Genomic DNA, 15,455 nt, shown 5'->3' with positions numbered 1-15,455 from the left:
ATCGGCGTCAGCGCGTCGTAGTCGCGCTCGCATTGTCGGTCGGTGATTCGATTTCGGCGAGCGCTGTAATTACTCGCGCGACCGCGTGATCGATCACATTCGGGAAAGGCAGCGCCGCACGACCGATCGGCCGAATCGCGCCGGCGTGATGCCAGTCCGGCGGCAGGTCCGGCACGATGTCGTTCCCGTTCTTGTAAAGGCAGAGCTGCACCTGCGCGAGGAGTGCCGCGACACTGCCGTTCGTGCTCACCCGCGGCGGCTCGAAGCCGTAGACCGCCGCCGGCGGGTTGCCGCCGACCACCATCGCCGACGCGGCCATGATCGCGATCGCGGCGCCGAGCGAGTGCCCGACGAGCGTCACCGGCCGGCCATCGATCGCCGCAAGCACGTCGACGGCGATTGCGCCCCACGCCTTCCAGAATCCGTGATGCACCTGGCCGATGCCGATCACGTCGATCGGGTGGGCATCCAAGTCGGCCGCCACACAATCGAGGTTGTCGGTTCCCGGAAAGGCGACGACCAGGCCGCCGGCGGTCTGCCGCACGATCGCGCGCGACGCGCTGTCCGCTTTGCCGATGTCTGGCTTCGCGGAATACGCCTCCTGGGCGAGCAGCGCGTAGTCGCGTGGGGTCATTGCAGAGGCGCGCCCGCGAGAGGCGTCGACGCGGCGGCCGGCGCAGGCGCCGCCGGGGTGCTGTAGACCGCCAGCCAGTTCGACAGCGCGATCGACGCAGCGCCGAGCGCGAGGCGAATCGATGCCTGCGCGGCGGGATCGATCGGCAGCATGCCGACCAGGCCGATCGCTTGCGGGATCAGCGTGTTCACGAGCGACTGTGCGCTCGTCGGGTCGAGCGCCTTCGCGGCCGAACAGATCTCACCGTTGTCCGCGGCGAGCTGCTTCAGGTTCGCATCGTTCGGCAGAGACGCGCTCAGGTCGAGTAGCGTCGGCTGCACGACCGCGCAGGCCTGCGCGACCTGCACCTTGGCGTTCGCCGCCAGATCGGCAAGTTTTTGTTGCTGGGCCGTCGTGCAGCCGGCGGCGACGATGAGGGCGGACGCAACGATACCTGCCGCGAGCGGCATGAGCTTTTTCATGGGGCTTCCTTCGGGAGTGGTGCCGCGGTGCGCGGCTGGCGGTTACTGCTGAGTGGTGGCTTGCGGGAAGAAGCGATTGACGATGGCATGACCCAGCGTGATCAAACCGGCCGCGAGCTGCAGCTGCGCGTCGAGCGGGATCTTCACGCCCATCGCCGATGCAGCCCAATCGATGAGCGGGACGAACGACGATGCGGTGAACGTGACAGCACCGGTTTGCAGAATGGATTTCGGCATGACTACTCCTTCTGGTCTTGGACGAGCTCGTCCGGGGTGAAGACGAACCCGGCCTTGCGCGGGAACGCCTGGAACACGAAGGTCGGGAATGACCGGTGATGGATACCGTGCGTCGGCGACCGGTGGAACTTGGCCGAGAGCGGCAGCATGTTCGTCATCGCGTCGACGAAGGTTTCGGGCTTCGCGGGATCGAATGCATGCCAGTCGAAGCCGCGCAGCTCGACGAGCTTGCAGACGAGCCACAGGAACGATTCCTCGACCGGATACAGTTCTTTCGTCGGCCTGTCGGTCGCCGGGTCAAGTACGGGCAGCTCCTTGACGTCGCCCAGCGCGACGCCGCGCACGATGACCCAGTCGATCGCGTCGGAGTCCGCCCACTCGCAGAACAGGTGGTGATATTCCGGGTCAGGCTGGCCGCTGATCGAGCAGCGCAGGCCGGCCGCGTGGCCTTCCTTCTTCGTGCGCCGGAACGTCGCAGATTCGGTGCGCGGCGGATGGTCCGGGTAGTACTCGATTTCGACGTCCGTCACACGCACGGCGTGCTCACCGGCGATCTTCGGAAGGCTGGCGAGGCCCTCGGCCGTGCACTTCTCGCAGCGGTGCTCGAGCGCAACGCCATGGCTGCATCTGGTCATGTCTGGTCCGGAAACGAAAAAGCCCGGCGCGCGGCCGGGCTGGATTGCGAAATTTCGAAAAATCGAAAACTGGTACGTCAGACCACGCCGAGCGCCTTCTTGCACGACCCCCAGAGCGCCAGCCGGTCGGCTATTCCGTTCGGCGTGGCCGCCGAGCGCGGATTGCCGAGGTTGATCGCTCGAGTGATCGACAGAAAGTCGCCGGCGTCGGCGAATGCGCTCAACGCGTTGTCGGCCCAGAATTGCGCCGACACTTCGGCCGCGACGCTGGGCTGCGAGATCTGATCGGGGTTACCCTCGAGGTCGACGCCGATCTTCTGTCCCATCACGCGGAAGTTGTAGCGGCCGGTGATACCAATCAGACCGCCTGCGCGAAAATTGAACCCGTCGCCAGGCTGCGTATTGCCGAGGGCTTTCGCCTTCGCGGAGGGCGGCTCGTACGTGAGCTGTGTGGGTGTCGGCCCCCAGATCTCGCGTAGCCATTGAAACCGGCCGGATTCATGCCCGCACTGCGCCAGAAACGCGGCCTGCCGCGCGGGTGAATCGATCGCATACAGCGCCATCGCGGCCGACAGCGGGTCGGCCCACAGCGTCGCGCGCGCGAGCGGAATCTGCAGCGCAGCGGAAAGAGTTTGTGGTGTCATGGTCATCCCAGAAGCAGTTTCACGACGGCGCTCGCCCAATCGGGGATGGGTTCGTGTCGGATGTAGCGAAAGACGATCACACCGACCGTGCCGAACGCGAGCGTCGGGCCGGCGACGTGTCTCACGAGAAATCGCCAGGCATCGGCGAGGCGGCACAACGCACGCACCACGCGCGCGCCGCCCTCCCATGTGTCAACCATGGATTGCGTATTCGCCTGGATCGATTTCGTATCCGCTCGAAGGTCAGCCATCTCGGCGACGAGCGTATCGATCTTCTCGTCCTGCTGTTGAAGGTGCACATCCTGCTGTTGCAGGTGAGCCTTCACCTGTTCGTCGCTCGCGTCGATACGCCGCTCAAGCCGTGAGAAACGCTTCTCTCCTGCACGGAAGCGCTCTTCGACGCGCGCGTTCCCCGATACGTTGTCGGTCATTCATCCCCCGGAAAAGAAAAAGGCCGCCTCGAGGGCGACCATTGGCTCTGAGCAGGTTGTGCTAATTCCCCGCGCACATGTAATAGATCGAATCGTTTGCCGATCCGGTAAGCGCGAACTGCGATCCCGAGGTGTTAGAAATCTTCACGGGATTCGCGCCGGTCGAATCATTTGCCGAGCACACATAGCTCGTCGCAGAGCTGAAAACAGCAGATCCGCTGAGCGTTACCGTTGCACTTCCAGAACTCAGCGTCGATGTGCCGTTGACCATGTGCGGGGCATTCACTGCAGCGCCCGAGCTGGTATAGAGAGGCATGGCGCCCGTCGTCGATGCGGTGATGGAACCGTTCACGGCAAGACCATCGTTGATGTTGACGAGACCGCTCGACCGCACGATCCCGATCGGGCTATCGATGAACACCCCCGAGTCAGAATATCGAGATATGCTGAAATTCGTTCCAGCATTTCCTCCTGTCTCAGCCTGAGAAGTTCCGTACGCGGCCCAGCGATTCGACCCGTTCGTCTGAAAGTACACCGGCCGCGACGCGCCGGCCGCCGCGCTGATATTCGCAACCGGTGTCGTGACCTGGCCCGGCAACGTGGTCTGAGAGAACGTGTTGAGCGTCCCGATGCCGACGCTTCCGTTGAAAAAATTGGACAGCGTCGGCGTGCCGCTGGGATAGGCCAGCGTCCCAGGGCTGATGATCGTGTTGTCGTGACCAGCCGACGCGGCAAATGCGTAGCTCGTGCCGGGGGTATAGACGAACGTGCCACCGATCCACGTATTTCCCCATGCATTGGCCGTGTCGATTTTTACGTTGGCGACCGCGTTCACTTCATGGTCGATCCCCATGAAGATGTTGCCCGAGATCGTGCCGGTGCCGGCGCCTCCTGCCGTCAGATGGTAGCCATTGTCAGCATAGGTGCCGGAACCGCCAGCCCATACATTGAAGGCCCCTGCGTTTATCTGCCACGCGTCCCCGTGCCCGTTGTTCGCGGCGATGACGGCGAAGAAGTGCGTGTTCAGTACATAGTTGACCTGAATCGCGTTGGCGAGCGCCGACGTGCTGTTGTTTCCGACCCAGATGTTTCGGAATTCGAATTCATTCAACGCATCGCTGAAATCGGTCTTTCCCAGCTGAAGCGCAGTCCCAGCAAGGTTTGTCTTGATGCCGAAATTGCAGAATGTCGAATAGAATGCGCCGCCGCCGGCGTTGCCCGTGTCGATGATCTGAAGCGCCGGCGAGGTCGTGACCGAGGTCATATCCAGCATTGCTGAATACTGGCCGGCACCGCAGATATAGATTCCCTTCGGGGAAATCGAGGCAAGATCGATCGTCTGCGGCGACGTGATCTTGTATGTGCCAGCGGGGATCTCGCCGCGCTTGCCCGTCATCTTGACGGCGGCAACGAAGTTCGTCCACGCCGTGGTGCTATCGAGCGTGTTGGTAGGGTCCGCGCCGAAGTCCAACAGGCTGATCGTGTCCTGCAACTTCGACGCGAGCGAGCGCGCGACACTGCCGGTAGACCCCTGCAAATACTGCAGGCTGCCAGTGGCGCCGACAGCACTCGTCGCCCCCGTGCCACCGCTCGAGAACCCCAGGGGCGCTGAAAACGACGGCGCAGTCGTCACGGTCAAGCCGTTGAGGGTGGCAGATCCCGTGGTACTGAGCGTCGCAAACGAGCCCGTGCTGGCGGACACCGCATTGGTCGCCGTGACGCTCGGCACGGTCAACGGTCCGGTCATGCTGCCGCCCGTCAGCGGCAACATGCTCTGGAAGGCGTTGTTCAGTTGGGCTGCGGTCAGGACCTGTCCGGGGATAAAACCCGGAACCTGCGCGAAGGAAGGCGCAGCCGCGACCGCGAACAGCACGATCAGTCGCATCACCGCGTAGAAGATCTTCATGCCGATTTCACCAAATGATCGATTGGACATCTTCAACGGTAGCCGCTTCGTCGATCTGCGACTTGAGGGCCTCCTTCTTCTGGAAGGCGGCCCACCCTTGGGAAAGCATTGCTTGATACAGCCCGCGCAGATCGCCCAGGGTGAAGGGCACCTTCGTGTTGCTGGCCGATACCCAATAGAAACCCGCCGGAACATCGCCGGCCAGGCCATAGCCCTGCGTCGCCTGCATCAGCGTATTCTGGCTTGCGCCATCGGCGTCGAACATATCCGTCACGCCACCAGACGTTTCGAACGAAACGGGCTGCTGAACAAACGCGTTGTACGAGGCCTTGATCAGTGACTGTTGCGCGGCCTTCGCGTTTTCGAGCGACAACACCGGGGCTGCGTTCGGCAGGACGTCGGTACCGTTCCAGATCGCGCCATACGGCGCCGCGACCGCCGCACGGTACTGATCCTCTGTGACCTCGATGGCGCCCTTCGGCGCCTCTTCCCACGACGGAAATGCAAGGCAGCCGGCGATAATGCCGTCAGATTCGACCAGGTAGTAATTCATCTAGATCCTCAATTTGCCGAAAGGACAGCCTGCACGTTGAGCGTCGCCTGCGTGACGACGCCGTTCCACGAGCCGCCCGCCTGGTTGACCGATTGCGTCAACGTGATCGCCTGTCCAGCCGAATACGGTCCCATGATCAGCATGTCGTCGAAGCTTTGCGTGGTGCCCGTCGAATTGACGCCCGAGCCGAGCCACCCCGCCGCCGCGACAGTCGAAGTCCCGTCGTTGATTTGACTCGCGAAGTTCTGGAACCCCGTCGAAGCAGACTGCTGCTGAACCACAAAATGCGAGCGCACGATCAGCCGATACTTTGCACCCGGGTTCCCGGCCGGAAGAGAAACGTTGACCGACTGAATGTTGGAAGTGGAATTGTTGGTGAGGCCAACGCTCAGCGACGGGCTGTAGGTCGACCAGTAACCGCCCGACGCACGCACTTTGTTCATCGAGTGCGCGGAGCCACCTACAACGTCCCATTCCTGGTTCGTGGGAGTGCCGCGCCACAAAACCTTGAGGCTCTCGCCGGGCTGAATCACGAAAGGCTGAACCTGCCCATTGGCGGCAATGTAGTCGCCGCCTTGGGTCGCGATCGTGAGCGTCGAGCCGCCGTCGTTGTAGAGGTCGAGAATTTGCCCGACCTTCATCGTAGAACCGAGCGGAAGCGTGAACGTCACAGCCCCGGTCGCATAGTTTTGAACTGCGAAGTTCGCCACCGCATTCGTGAGGACCTGGCTGGCGTTGTACGCAACGAAACCGGCATAGCCGCCCACCTGCGCCAACTGAGCTGCGTGGCTCGGTTGAGTCGCGGCCGCGACGCTGAAGGTTTGCGTGTTGTCGCCATTCAGGGCCGCCGACGACTTCAGCAAATTCGCGAGCAGCGTGGCGGTTGTTCCGTCATCGATGGCGTCCTGTCCGGTCCGCGCGTTGATGAACGCGCCGAGGACTGCTGCCATGACACTGGACTGCCGCCACGCCTTGTTGCATGCGGCCGACTGAGCCGTTCCAGACTGGAAGCCCTGGGCGATCGCAGCCAGCGCAGCATATGCCGCCTGGGAGAGGACATTGGCCCCCGCGCCGGAAGCGAACGGAAGAAAATCGTTCTGAGGCATGTAATCTCCAATGGGAATTTTTTATGCGAGACCAGACTGGTCCGTGATGAAGGTGTAATCGAGAAGGTTTTGAGCAGTCAGCGTCGGCGCCGACCACGAGCCAACATCGAATCCGGACACGTACTGATTCTCGACGTCGAACCCAAAAATTGGCGTTCCATCCAACGACGAGAAGGCATAGTTCACGCGCACCGCCTCGGGCTTCAACGACAGAAAGCCCTTTTGCAGAAGCGCCGCATACAGTGCTGACGGTTGCTTGCCTGCGACGCAAATCGTGATCGACATGTCGCAGTTGTCTTGGATGAACACGAACGTCCCCGGCGGGGCGAGAGATTCCAGAATCTCACCTGCGCTGTCGGGCGTGCTATCCCAATGATTCGCAGCGATCTTCGCGCGAAGCACCATGAGGTACGTTTCGTCGTCCAGCGAAACGAGCCCAGTATCAGGATCGTATGGACCTTTCCATACACCCTGATCGAACCCCAGACCATCGACGTCGAACGAAAAATACACACCGATCAGCGGCGTGTTGATCTGCCGGGCGATGCCTATCCACTCGCCATCGACGTCGAGCTGGTCGCCAACAGCCGAGTCGAGATCGAACAATGCAGGCATGCCGCCGAGCACGTTCATCAGATCGACCAGCGGCGCCGACAGCATCTCGATCATGGCCACGAACTTCGGCTTGTCACTATGCTCGGACGTGATCAGCGCCGTGTAATCGTCCAGTTTGGCCATGCTTACCCCGTCGTGATCATTACCTGGTCGGCCGTGCACGAGGCCGATTCGTTGAACAGGAGCGCGACATCGGGCGCGCCAACGCCGCGCGGGCCGGTCAGGGTCAAACTCTCGATCCTGAACGTGCTGCCCCCCGGAATCGACTTCGCCGCGGCAATGCAGTTGTCCCATTCGACAGCCTGCGCATCACCGCCGCCGATCGCCACGCCAGTGATATACGCGGCGATCGCCGCCTGCATCGCGGCGCCGATCGAGCTCGTATATCCGGTCAGAGCTCGAATCGCCACGACGGCCGAGATCGGCGCGTCGGTCGGCCGGAAGAAGTGAATGGGGACCGGCATCCCGTAGCGGTTCGTCGTGACGATCGTCGTCGTTCCGAACGTGCCGCCGCCGGGCGTCTTCTTCACCGCGATCGCGTTCGCAATCGCCGTTGCGTCGCCGCCCTCGACGACCAGCGAAATCGAGTGCGACGGGATGCCGTTCGCATCGGTCCAGCTCGTGTCGTTCTCGTACGGCGCGTAGCGCGTCACGCCCGGCAGGTTTGCGACTGCGCCGACGATCCCATCGAGCACCGTTTGCGACGGGAGCGCCGTCGATACGGTCTGGCGCTGCCGAAGCGCGGCATCGGGTTCGACCGGCGCGCCGACGGCGGCGTCGGCCGGGTTCGTCACCGTCTGCCAGCCGCGCGTCGGTGTGCCGATCTGGTCGATCGTGCCGGCCAGCGCGGCGATCGCGCCGATCGTCGTGCACGTCGCCGTAACCGTGATCACGCCGGCCGGCGGAATCGTTACGGTAGCCGGAAGCGCCCACTGGTTGTTGTTGCCGTCCTTCACGATCCCGTTCGTGATCGTCGTGCCAGCCTGGCCGCTCAGCGTCACATCGGCACTCGAATACGACGCTGCTTCGCGCTGGATCCCGTTGATCTTGACGTTGCTCGACAGCGCGGCGCCGACCGCCTTGGCCGGGCTGAACGAGTTATAAATCCCGATCGACACCGCGTTGCAGTCGGCGATCGCCTGAGCGAACACGGCGAGCAGCTGACCGTCCTGGCTGTCCGGATCGATGTAGACGTCCGTCCCATAGATCGCCTGGTACTTCGCCTGGAAGTACGCGTAGATGTCCGCATAAGTCGGCGCAGTTATGCCGCTCGCGCTGATGGTCGGCGCGACAGTGGTGAGCGTCGTCGTCACAGGGTCGTCTCGAAGGTGATGGGGCCGTAGATCGTCGTGATCGTCGCGGTGACGGTCAGCTTGCGGGTCGTGCTGTCCAGCGAGCTCGCATACGCGGTAATCTCGGTGACCCCAGTCGTGCCGAGGATGCATGCGCGGATCGCCGCGTCGGCGGTGCCCTGCGTGTTCTTCCCGATCACGGCCGGCCAATCCATGCCAACCGTCGTATCGAGGAACCACTCGCCACGAATCAGTCGCAGACGCGTGATCACGGCCTGCGCGACGGCGTCCGGCGAGTTCACGAGGAAGTCGTTCGCCGACCCGCCGAAGACGTAGTCGTCGTCAGCGTCGAGTTTTCGGTATCGCATGGGTGTCTCAGTTGACCGGTCCGGTATTGCCGCCCTGTGCGTCCGGGTGCGTGTGGGTATCGTCGACGCGCTTGCCGTTCGCGGTGATCTGGCCGATCACGTTGATGACGCCGTTGAATGCCGCGGCCGCGGCGCTTCCGACCATGCCGCCGACGAAGGTCAGAAGGCCCGTAATCGACACGGCCGCCGAGAACGTCGAGAGCGGCGCGACGACGTCGAAGCCGCCCGGCGCGACGATCCTGACCTTCTGCAACGTCGGGTTCAGATCGATGTACGTCGCGCCATCGTCGCTGCGCAGCTGCGCGGACGTCGCGCTGATGCCCGGGAGCGCGCGCGGGCGCGAGCGCACGCCGACCAGCGCGAATCCGTCAGCGAGCGAATGCGTCCGCGATTCAGCCTGCTCCTGCACGCCGCCCGACTGCCACCAGGCATCGATGCAGCGCGAGGCGAACACCACTAGGCACTCGTCGCCGGCGGCGATCGGGAACGTCGCCGTGACGCCGCCGCCGCCCTGCCAGACGACTGGGCAATCGGTCAGCAACGGAAACGGCGACGTGCTTATCGTCCCATCCTCGTTCCGAATCGAGTCCTTCGTGCCCAGTTGTACGGATACCGTCATCGCGGTCGGGTCTAACGATTCGACCGTTCCAGGAAGCGCTGTCCAGACTTCGGTTAATCTTGCACCGATGGCATGCTTCAACGCCTCCAACTCGTCGTCGGTTCGTTCGCGTCTATCCATGGGGAATCAAAAAAATGAAGAAGCTCGTTTTGCTGGCGATGCTGGTATCCGTAACTGCATCAGCCCGCGAGGCATATATCCAGCTTCCGTGGGATACGGAGGTTGGCGCAGTTGTGGAAGTGAAATATGGAGAGATTCTCTATACAAAGGAAAAATGCACACTTCCCTTGGTTCACGCAAAAACAATGCACCGCTACGAATATCTCGGGGGTGCTGAACACGACATTGGGTGTTGGGCTAACACATTGAGCGGAAAGGCTTTGATCGTGACATCGGACGGCGAGACCAGCGACAGCACCGTACCCACCCTCTTCCTCGTTGATATTCGCCCGGACAATTCTGCGAAGGTTCTAGCAAAACCAACACTGAAAAGGTACTAACCGAATCTTTTTATTGCATCTTCTGGAGCAACACGCAGATTGTTGGTAATCGATTTGGCGATCGATGTAGCGTCAGCGGCCAAACATAGGGCATCGCTATACCAATCTTTCCCGCGCGTGTCACCGCGATGATTTACCGACATCAGATAGTAGAAGCCATCCGAATCGATCTTGTTTTCTAACTGCGCTCGTGTTTGAGCCGGCTGGTCGTTGATGTTCAGGCTGTACTGATACTGCTGAATACTGGCATTGTTGAGGTGCACCAGACCGCCGATCTTCAGGCTCGGGTTCAGTAGCGTCTGGAAACTGATGCCGTTGATCATCTGCACCGGCCAGCCCACCATGCCGGTCTTCGAGTTGATCTCAGGGATGTCGTACGGCGCGTACGACGTTTCCGGGATCATGATCACCTTGCCGTCCTGGATGCTCCAAACTGTTTGCGTCGCGCGCGCGACACCGCGCAACACGTCCCGAGCTAAGCTGAAAATCGGTTTCCCGCGCGGCAATGGGTTGCTCGGCAGCGGCGCGATGTAACCTGCCGTGACGCCATACGGCGCCATCGCCTGCAGCGCAACATTGACCTGATCCTGATATGTCGAGCCAGCCGCGAGCGTCTGGATCACCTTCGCGAAGCAGTAGGCCGAATCACCGTCCGCCGCGAGCACGTTCAGGAATGTGTCGGTCGGATTATCTCGGCCGCGCCACACCTGCTTGATCTGTCCATCGAAGATGATCGAGAAGTTACCGGGGTAGCCGGCCTGAATCACCATGCGCGTGAACTCGTTCTTGACGCGCTTCGATGTGTTGTCGGACAGATTGTAGATCTGGACGAGCGCTGAATTCGGTGTTTCCCGATCACCTCGCTTGATGTCGAACTTGACTCGCAGGTCCGAGAAGTTGAGCGAGTCGCCCGAGTCATGACCGATAATGAGCGAAAACTTCCGTCCGAACTGTTCAGCCATCGCGTCCACCAACAAAAAAGCCCCGCCGAAGCGGGGCCCTTCCCAACTCTGGTATGTTTACTGGCTCCTACACCTTAACCACACCAGAGACCATGGCTACATCGAACAACAAGCAGCCGGTACCTCGACCACAACCGGAGCCGATTTACAAAGGCCCGCATCCAACCCGGGACGGCGCAATCAAGCAGCCGCCGCGAAACATTCCCACACCTTCCACGCCATCGAAGCCGCGATAAAGACCGCCGGACTGAAGATCGCGAACTTCCGTGCCCGATTCAGCCGTTCGGCGTATTGGGCATTTCTTTTTGCGGTCCGCGAGATTCGCTCCTGCAGGCTGAGCAGCTCGCACTGCCGCAGATATTCGAATGTGTCGTCGGGCGCATCCAGATTTTTCGGATCGTTGTAGACCTGGTCAATCGTGGACACCATCAGGCATTTCGTCGTGATGTACCAGCTCGTGAATAGCAACCACGCGGTAAAAGCACTCGCTCCTACGGGAAGCCACGACCAGTGGTGAGCGTCGATCGCTTTGGCGGCATAAGCGAGTCCGCCGCCCATTCCCGCCAATGTAATCGTCAAGGTCGTTGACGCCTCCTTGATGAGGTAATCCGCGCAGGCATGCTGCGTCTTCATATTCTCAATGCCGGCTTTTTCGATCCAGTCGAGTCGGTCTTTCAGGTCGGTATCGTCGCTCATTCAGGTTCTGCCTCAATCGGTGACCCAATATACCTTACTACCTACACCCAGATCGTCGAACGTCGGAATTTCGTCCGGATCTGCCGCGCCCTGCACCCATAGGCGGCCACCGAAACCGAGATACGCATACTGTCCGAGTAGGTCGGTTCCCGTCACCAATGGGATGCCGCTGACCAGAGGATTGCCGCTCGCATCCGCGACGTCGAGGATCCAGCCAGCGCCCCAAGCCTCGCGGTACTGGATCGTCATCTGGTAGTCGATGCCGCTCAGCGTCAGCGTGAACGTCTGCGGATCTGGCGTCAGCGGAATTTCGAGATAGGTCGTCATCAGTTCACCATGATCCGGCGGGAACCGATCCTCCCGGGGCCGGCGTTGCCGGCGCGGCGGACTTCACTCCGGCATTCTGCGTCTCGGCAGTGGCTGCGGGATTCGCCTGGTTGTCGCGCGGCGGCAGCTTCGTCGCCTGCGTGCTCACGATGGTCACCTGCTTCAGCGTCGCCGTGACCATCAGGGCGGCGCTCGTCTTCCGATCGGTGACGGTCGATAGCCCCTGGATCAGCATGTTCGAGTACTTCCGGCGCGTTGTGACGACGTCGATCCGCTCGCGGTTCGCCTGCATCTGCAGCAGCTTGCTGTAAATCGCGTCGACATACGTGCCGGTCGCCATCGTGTTCGCGCCCTTCGGATCGAACGAGACGACCGCGGCCCCGAGCAATGCCGAGTAGTCGGCGTTGCTCCAGCCGCATTTGATGATGAGCTCGCGCGGCCGCATGTACGCATGATCGTTGATCGGTGCGCCATCCTCGACCGGCTGCTCGGTGATCATGAGGTTGTCGCTGTACACCTCCTCGACGATGGCCGAGATCGTGATGCTGCCGATCTTCTTGCTGCCGACCAGCGTGACATCGAGGATGTCAGAGATGCTTGTCATCCTCCCAGCCCTCCCGCATATCGGATCGTCTCGTTGGCCACGTTCTGCTGCTCACGCGCCACCGACCGGGCGGTAGCATCCGGGTCGGCGTTGCCGCGCACCTCGATCCGTACATCCTGCTTCACCTCGATGTGCGTCTGGCGATCACGATCGCCGGGCGAAAGCGGTGTCCACTGCGAACCCTGCAGCATGCCTCGCATGATCCTCTTCAGATTCTCGCCGTACTTCGAATCCGTCGCATACACGCCCGTCAGCGCATCAGCGAATGCGAATGGGTCGTCGAGGTGCGCGCGTGCTTTCGAGTACGGCTTGCCCTTCGCCAGCAAGTTCGCGTGTGCCGTGAAAGCGTCTGCCATGGACTCATAGTCTGCGAAGCGCTGCACCATCTTCACGCGCTTCCCGTTCACCTCCTCATGCGTGACAACGTCGGTGCCCGCTTCGCCCTTTCTCGCCTTGATGCCGAACGGGTTGTTCTTCCCGGACATCTTCTTGCCCCAGCCGCTCTCCTGAGCCCACTGTGCGAACGTAACGAGCGCGGGAATACCCGATCGGGCTTCGGATTCCTTCGACGCGGCGATCGCGTCAGCAATGCGCTGCGCCGCTGTGCTCGGCGGGGCGTTAGCGGCCGCCGGTTGACCAGCTGCGATAGGAGGCGACGCCCGTGTCGCGTCACCGGCAGACGTAGCCTGCCCCTGTTTCGATCCAGGTCCATCGATCGTTGGACCAAGCGCTTGCCGTCGCTTCAGCTCTTCGTCCTCACCTCGGTTCAGCCCTTCGCTGTGGAACAGCAGACCGAGTGCGCCGGCCCGTCCGAGTAGTCGGCCGCCCCACGGCAACAACCGTGCCAGTAGGCCGGCGCGCCCCGCCACCGCCGCGCCTGTAGCTGCAGCGCCGACCTCCGCAGCGGCTCCCGTCGCGGCCGTGTCGGCTGCGGTTGCGGCAGCGGACTCTGCGGCCGCTGCCGCGGCTGTTGCGGCCGCCTTCTCGACGCCGACGCCCAGCGCGCGCCCGACTGCCGCCTGCACGATCTTCTTCGTGGCCAACGCGGTCAGGAGGCCTCCACCCAGCGTCGCGCCCGTCTCAATGCCGAAGGTGCCGACGGTACCGAACGTCCCTTCCATGCCGCTCTGGAGATGGCGCAGCGCGCTCATCAGGCTGTGCCCGCCGTTGTTCGCCGTGTCGACGCCGCTCCGCGCGTAATCCCCCTTCGCTCGATCGTACGATTGCTGGTATGCCTGATCGCGCATACCCAGCATGTAATTTTCGTCGATGCCGAGCTGCTGCGCGTACTGCGCGCCCAACCACACCGGCTTCTTCGCCATCGCCTTGCCGATGTCGTTGACGATATCGACGGTATCGCGAAGTTGCCCGTTCGCATCGCGAGTCTGCACGCCGAGCGAGCCGATATAGCTCTCTCCGGCCGGGTTGTTGCGCATGAAGCGAGCAACGTTCTCGATACTGCTCTGCGCCTGGTCAGCGCTCACGCCAACGTCCTGAGCTGCGTTCGCGACAGCCTTCAGGCTGCTCGCCGCGGCGCCGGTCCGGCGCGACGCGAAGTGCAGATTCTCCAGCTTCTGGGCGAAATCGACCGTGCGCGCGGCCACAAACGCGGTCGCGCCGACGAACGCCGCGGCCATCGTGATCGCCGACTTCCCAGCTTTCACCTGGGCCTTGTCGAGTTCCTCCGTTTTCTTGGTCGCGCCCTCGACGCCGTCCCGGAATTTCTTCTCCTGATCGACGTCGATCTTGAAGCCCAGTCCGACCAGAAATTCGCGGATGACGGATGACTCAGCCATTCTTGCTTTCCTGTCTGCGGCGCGCGGCCGCCTCATTGTCCGCCCGAACGGCGAGCGAGTCGTTCATCAGGGCGATGTCGGCCAGGCCGAGTTTCCCGTCGAGCAGCGACTCGTATAGACACATCTGCGCATGCACGGGCGCCAGTAACCAGTCCTCGCCGCCGGGCAGCGACTTTATCCAGCTGGTGTCGCCTCGCGAGGGCTGCTCGCCAGACCGGTAAGCAGCCCTTGAATAAAAGGCCCGAGGTTCTCCATGATCACGTAGCCGGTGAGCGTCAGCATCGTGCCCACGTCGATGTCATCGAACATGCAGACGTCCTGCGTCGGCGACCAGACGCGGGCCCAGCCCGCGCCATGATGCCGCTCGACGACACGCATGCAGGCGCCGACGACGTATTCCGCGTCGTCGTCCTTCATACGCGACAGCGCGTCCATCACCGGCTCGATCGATGACGCGAGCAGCTTCAGGTTCTTCGTGAGCGGCACGTCGGACGATTGCATGTCGAGGTACGACCGGATCAGCGGCGGCAGCACGGTCGCGATGCGGCGGCTCACGTGGAACTGCTGCATCGCGTTCATGCGGCCGAGCTGATACCGCTGGCCGCCAACTTCCTTTTCCGTTGCCATGGTCAGTACGTCCCGAGCAGGCTGTCGATCTTGATCGAATCGAAGATCCATTCGACGATGTCGCCGTCCTTCGCGTAGCGCAGGTCCGGCGCCTTCTTGAACGCGCAGCTGCGCGCCGTGATGACGTCGCCGGCGGCCGTCTGCGAGACCTCGATCAGGTTCTTGCCCCAGAGGGCGCTCGACAGCGACTGCGCGTCGTACATCGCCATCAGCTTGGCGTTGACGGGCGCAGTCTTCAGGTAACGCAGCGTCACCTGGCCGGACTTGTCGGCGTGCAGGCTCGTCGGAACCGATCGTCATCGTGTTCTTGTCGCCAGCGCGCGTGATCACGATGCCTTCCTCGGCCGTAGCTTCGCCGTAGCCGAGCGAGAACACGCCCGTCGGCCCGACGATCGTCGCCGTGACGTCCACAAAGCTATAGGTGCTCATGGTGTTTTTCTTC

General features: G+C 62.2%; 21 protein-coding genes and 1 pseudogene. 1 reads left to right on the top strand and 21 read right to left on the bottom strand.

The genetic code is table 11. The annotated features are described in order from the left end of the window. Positions 1 to 7: 7 nt before the first annotated feature. The 13 genes from AP428_RS05440 to AP428_RS05380 all read right to left on the bottom strand — a co-directional run bounded on the left by AP428_RS05440 (position 8) and on the right by AP428_RS05380 (position 9,621). Entirely contained in the window at positions 8 to 634 is a 627-nt protein-coding gene (locus AP428_RS05440) for an alpha/beta fold hydrolase (protein WP_054927777.1), read from the bottom strand. Then, positions 631 to 1,095, bottom strand: a complete 465-nt coding sequence (locus tag AP428_RS05435) for a hypothetical protein (protein ID WP_054927776.1) — start codon at positions 1,093 to 1,095, stop codon at positions 631 to 633. Before AP428_RS05435 ends, AP428_RS05440 begins: the two co-directional genes overlap by 4 nt. A gap of 42 nt (positions 1,096 to 1,137) precedes the next feature. Further along, positions 1,138 to 1,332 (bottom strand): hypothetical protein, encoded by a 195-nt coding sequence (locus AP428_RS05430; RefSeq protein WP_054927775.1) that lies wholly within the window; start codon positions 1,330 to 1,332, stop codon positions 1,138 to 1,140. Between the two features lie 2 nt (positions 1,333 to 1,334). Further along, positions 1,335 to 1,967: a hypothetical protein gene (locus tag AP428_RS05425; RefSeq protein ID WP_054927774.1), complete on the bottom strand. Its 633-nt coding sequence runs from the start codon at positions 1,965 to 1,967 to the stop codon at positions 1,335 to 1,337. 77 nt (positions 1,968 to 2,044) lie between these two features. Then, positions 2,045 to 2,611 carry a lysozyme gene (locus AP428_RS05420; RefSeq protein ID WP_054927773.1) on the bottom strand — a complete coding sequence of 189 codons (567 nt, stop codon included), beginning with the start codon at positions 2,609 to 2,611 and terminating at the stop codon, positions 2,045 to 2,047. Between the two features lie 2 nt (positions 2,612 to 2,613). Continuing rightward, positions 2,614 to 3,042 carry a hypothetical protein gene (locus AP428_RS37115; RefSeq protein WP_054927772.1) on the bottom strand — a complete coding sequence of 143 codons (429 nt, stop codon included), beginning with the start codon at positions 3,040 to 3,042 and terminating at the stop codon, positions 2,614 to 2,616. 61 nt (positions 3,043 to 3,103) lie between these two features. Then, a complete protein-coding gene (locus AP428_RS05410) occupies positions 3,104 to 4,948 on the bottom strand; it encodes a hypothetical protein (RefSeq protein WP_054927771.1) in 1,845 nt (614 codons plus the stop codon). A 7-nt stretch (positions 4,949 to 4,955) separates the two neighbouring features. Next, positions 4,956 to 5,501: a DUF4376 domain-containing protein gene (locus AP428_RS05405; RefSeq protein WP_054927770.1), complete on the bottom strand. Its 546-nt coding sequence runs from the start codon at positions 5,499 to 5,501 to the stop codon at positions 4,956 to 4,958. A gap of 8 nt (positions 5,502 to 5,509) precedes the next feature. After that, positions 5,510 to 6,607 carry a hypothetical protein gene (locus AP428_RS37110; RefSeq protein WP_054927769.1) on the bottom strand — a complete coding sequence of 366 codons (1,098 nt, stop codon included), beginning with the start codon at positions 6,605 to 6,607 and terminating at the stop codon, positions 5,510 to 5,512. A gap of 21 nt (positions 6,608 to 6,628) precedes the next feature. After that, the gene (locus AP428_RS05395; RefSeq protein WP_054927768.1) at positions 6,629 to 7,345 is read right to left on the bottom strand and encodes a DUF2612 domain-containing protein; all 717 of its coding nucleotides are present in this window, start codon (positions 7,343 to 7,345) and stop codon (positions 6,629 to 6,631) included. Between the two features lie 2 nt (positions 7,346 to 7,347). Further along, positions 7,348 to 8,535 carry a baseplate J/gp47 family protein gene (locus AP428_RS05390; protein ID WP_054927767.1) on the bottom strand — a complete coding sequence of 396 codons (1,188 nt, stop codon included), beginning with the start codon at positions 8,533 to 8,535 and terminating at the stop codon, positions 7,348 to 7,350. Then, the gene (locus AP428_RS05385) at positions 8,532 to 8,882 is read right to left on the bottom strand and encodes a hypothetical protein (protein ID WP_054927766.1); all 351 of its coding nucleotides are present in this window, start codon (positions 8,880 to 8,882) and stop codon (positions 8,532 to 8,534) included. The genes AP428_RS05390 and AP428_RS05385 overlap by 4 nt, the downstream gene beginning before the upstream one ends. 7 nt (positions 8,883 to 8,889) lie before the next feature. Continuing rightward, entirely contained in the window at positions 8,890 to 9,621 is a 732-nt protein-coding gene (locus AP428_RS05380; protein ID WP_054927765.1) for a Gp138 family membrane-puncturing spike protein, read from the bottom strand. Positions 9,622 to 9,635: 14 nt separating this feature from the next. On the opposite strand from AP428_RS05380, the gene AP428_RS36620 reads away from it, so the two are divergent. Then, on the top strand, positions 9,636 to 10,001 hold the full coding sequence (locus tag AP428_RS36620; protein ID WP_156349305.1) for a hypothetical protein: 366 nt from the start codon (positions 9,636 to 9,638) through the stop codon (positions 9,999 to 10,001). Here the strand turns inward: AP428_RS36620 and AP428_RS05375 are convergent. The 8 genes and pseudogenes from AP428_RS05375 to AP428_RS05345 form a co-directional block, all read right to left on the bottom strand. Continuing rightward, positions 9,998 to 10,963, bottom strand: a complete 966-nt coding sequence (locus tag AP428_RS05375; protein ID WP_054927764.1) for a hypothetical protein — start codon at positions 10,961 to 10,963, stop codon at positions 9,998 to 10,000. The genes AP428_RS36620 and AP428_RS05375 overlap by 4 nt on opposite strands. A gap of 180 nt (positions 10,964 to 11,143) precedes the next feature. Beyond that, positions 11,144 to 11,659, bottom strand: a complete 516-nt coding sequence (locus AP428_RS05370; protein WP_054927763.1) for a hypothetical protein — start codon at positions 11,657 to 11,659, stop codon at positions 11,144 to 11,146. A 12-nt stretch (positions 11,660 to 11,671) separates the two neighbouring features. Further along, entirely contained in the window at positions 11,672 to 11,986 is a 315-nt protein-coding gene (locus AP428_RS05365; protein ID WP_054927762.1) for a hypothetical protein, read from the bottom strand. Positions 11,987 to 11,990: 4 nt separating this feature from the next. Then, positions 11,991 to 12,590 (bottom strand): phage baseplate protein, encoded by a 600-nt coding sequence (locus tag AP428_RS05360; protein WP_054927761.1) that lies wholly within the window; start codon positions 12,588 to 12,590, stop codon positions 11,991 to 11,993. After that, positions 12,587 to 14,386: a glycoside hydrolase family 73 protein gene (locus tag AP428_RS05355; RefSeq protein ID WP_054927760.1), complete on the bottom strand. Its 1,800-nt coding sequence runs from the start codon at positions 14,384 to 14,386 to the stop codon at positions 12,587 to 12,589. The genes AP428_RS05360 and AP428_RS05355 overlap by 4 nt, the downstream gene beginning before the upstream one ends. Then, a complete protein-coding gene (locus AP428_RS37645) occupies positions 14,379 to 14,510 on the bottom strand; it encodes a hypothetical protein (RefSeq protein ID WP_269434007.1) in 132 nt (43 codons plus the stop codon). Before AP428_RS37645 ends, AP428_RS05355 begins: the two co-directional genes overlap by 8 nt. Positions 14,511 to 14,560: 50 nt before the next feature. Continuing rightward, positions 14,561 to 15,013 carry a phage tail assembly chaperone gene (locus AP428_RS05350; RefSeq protein WP_054927759.1) on the bottom strand — a complete coding sequence of 151 codons (453 nt, stop codon included), beginning with the start codon at positions 15,011 to 15,013 and terminating at the stop codon, positions 14,561 to 14,563. Between the two features lie 2 nt (positions 15,014 to 15,015). Beyond that, positions 15,016 to 15,442: pseudogene (locus AP428_RS05345) on the bottom strand (phage protein). Positions 15,443 to 15,455 lie beyond the last annotated feature (13 nt).

This window comes from Burkholderia sp. E168m22 (genome assembly GCF_001319805.1).
Taxonomy (GTDB): Bacteria; Pseudomonadota; Gammaproteobacteria; order Burkholderiales; family Burkholderiaceae; genus Burkholderia; species Burkholderia orbicola.
The sequence above is the reverse complement of the archived record's forward strand: the minus strand, read 5'-3'. Positions and strand labels throughout refer to the sequence as shown.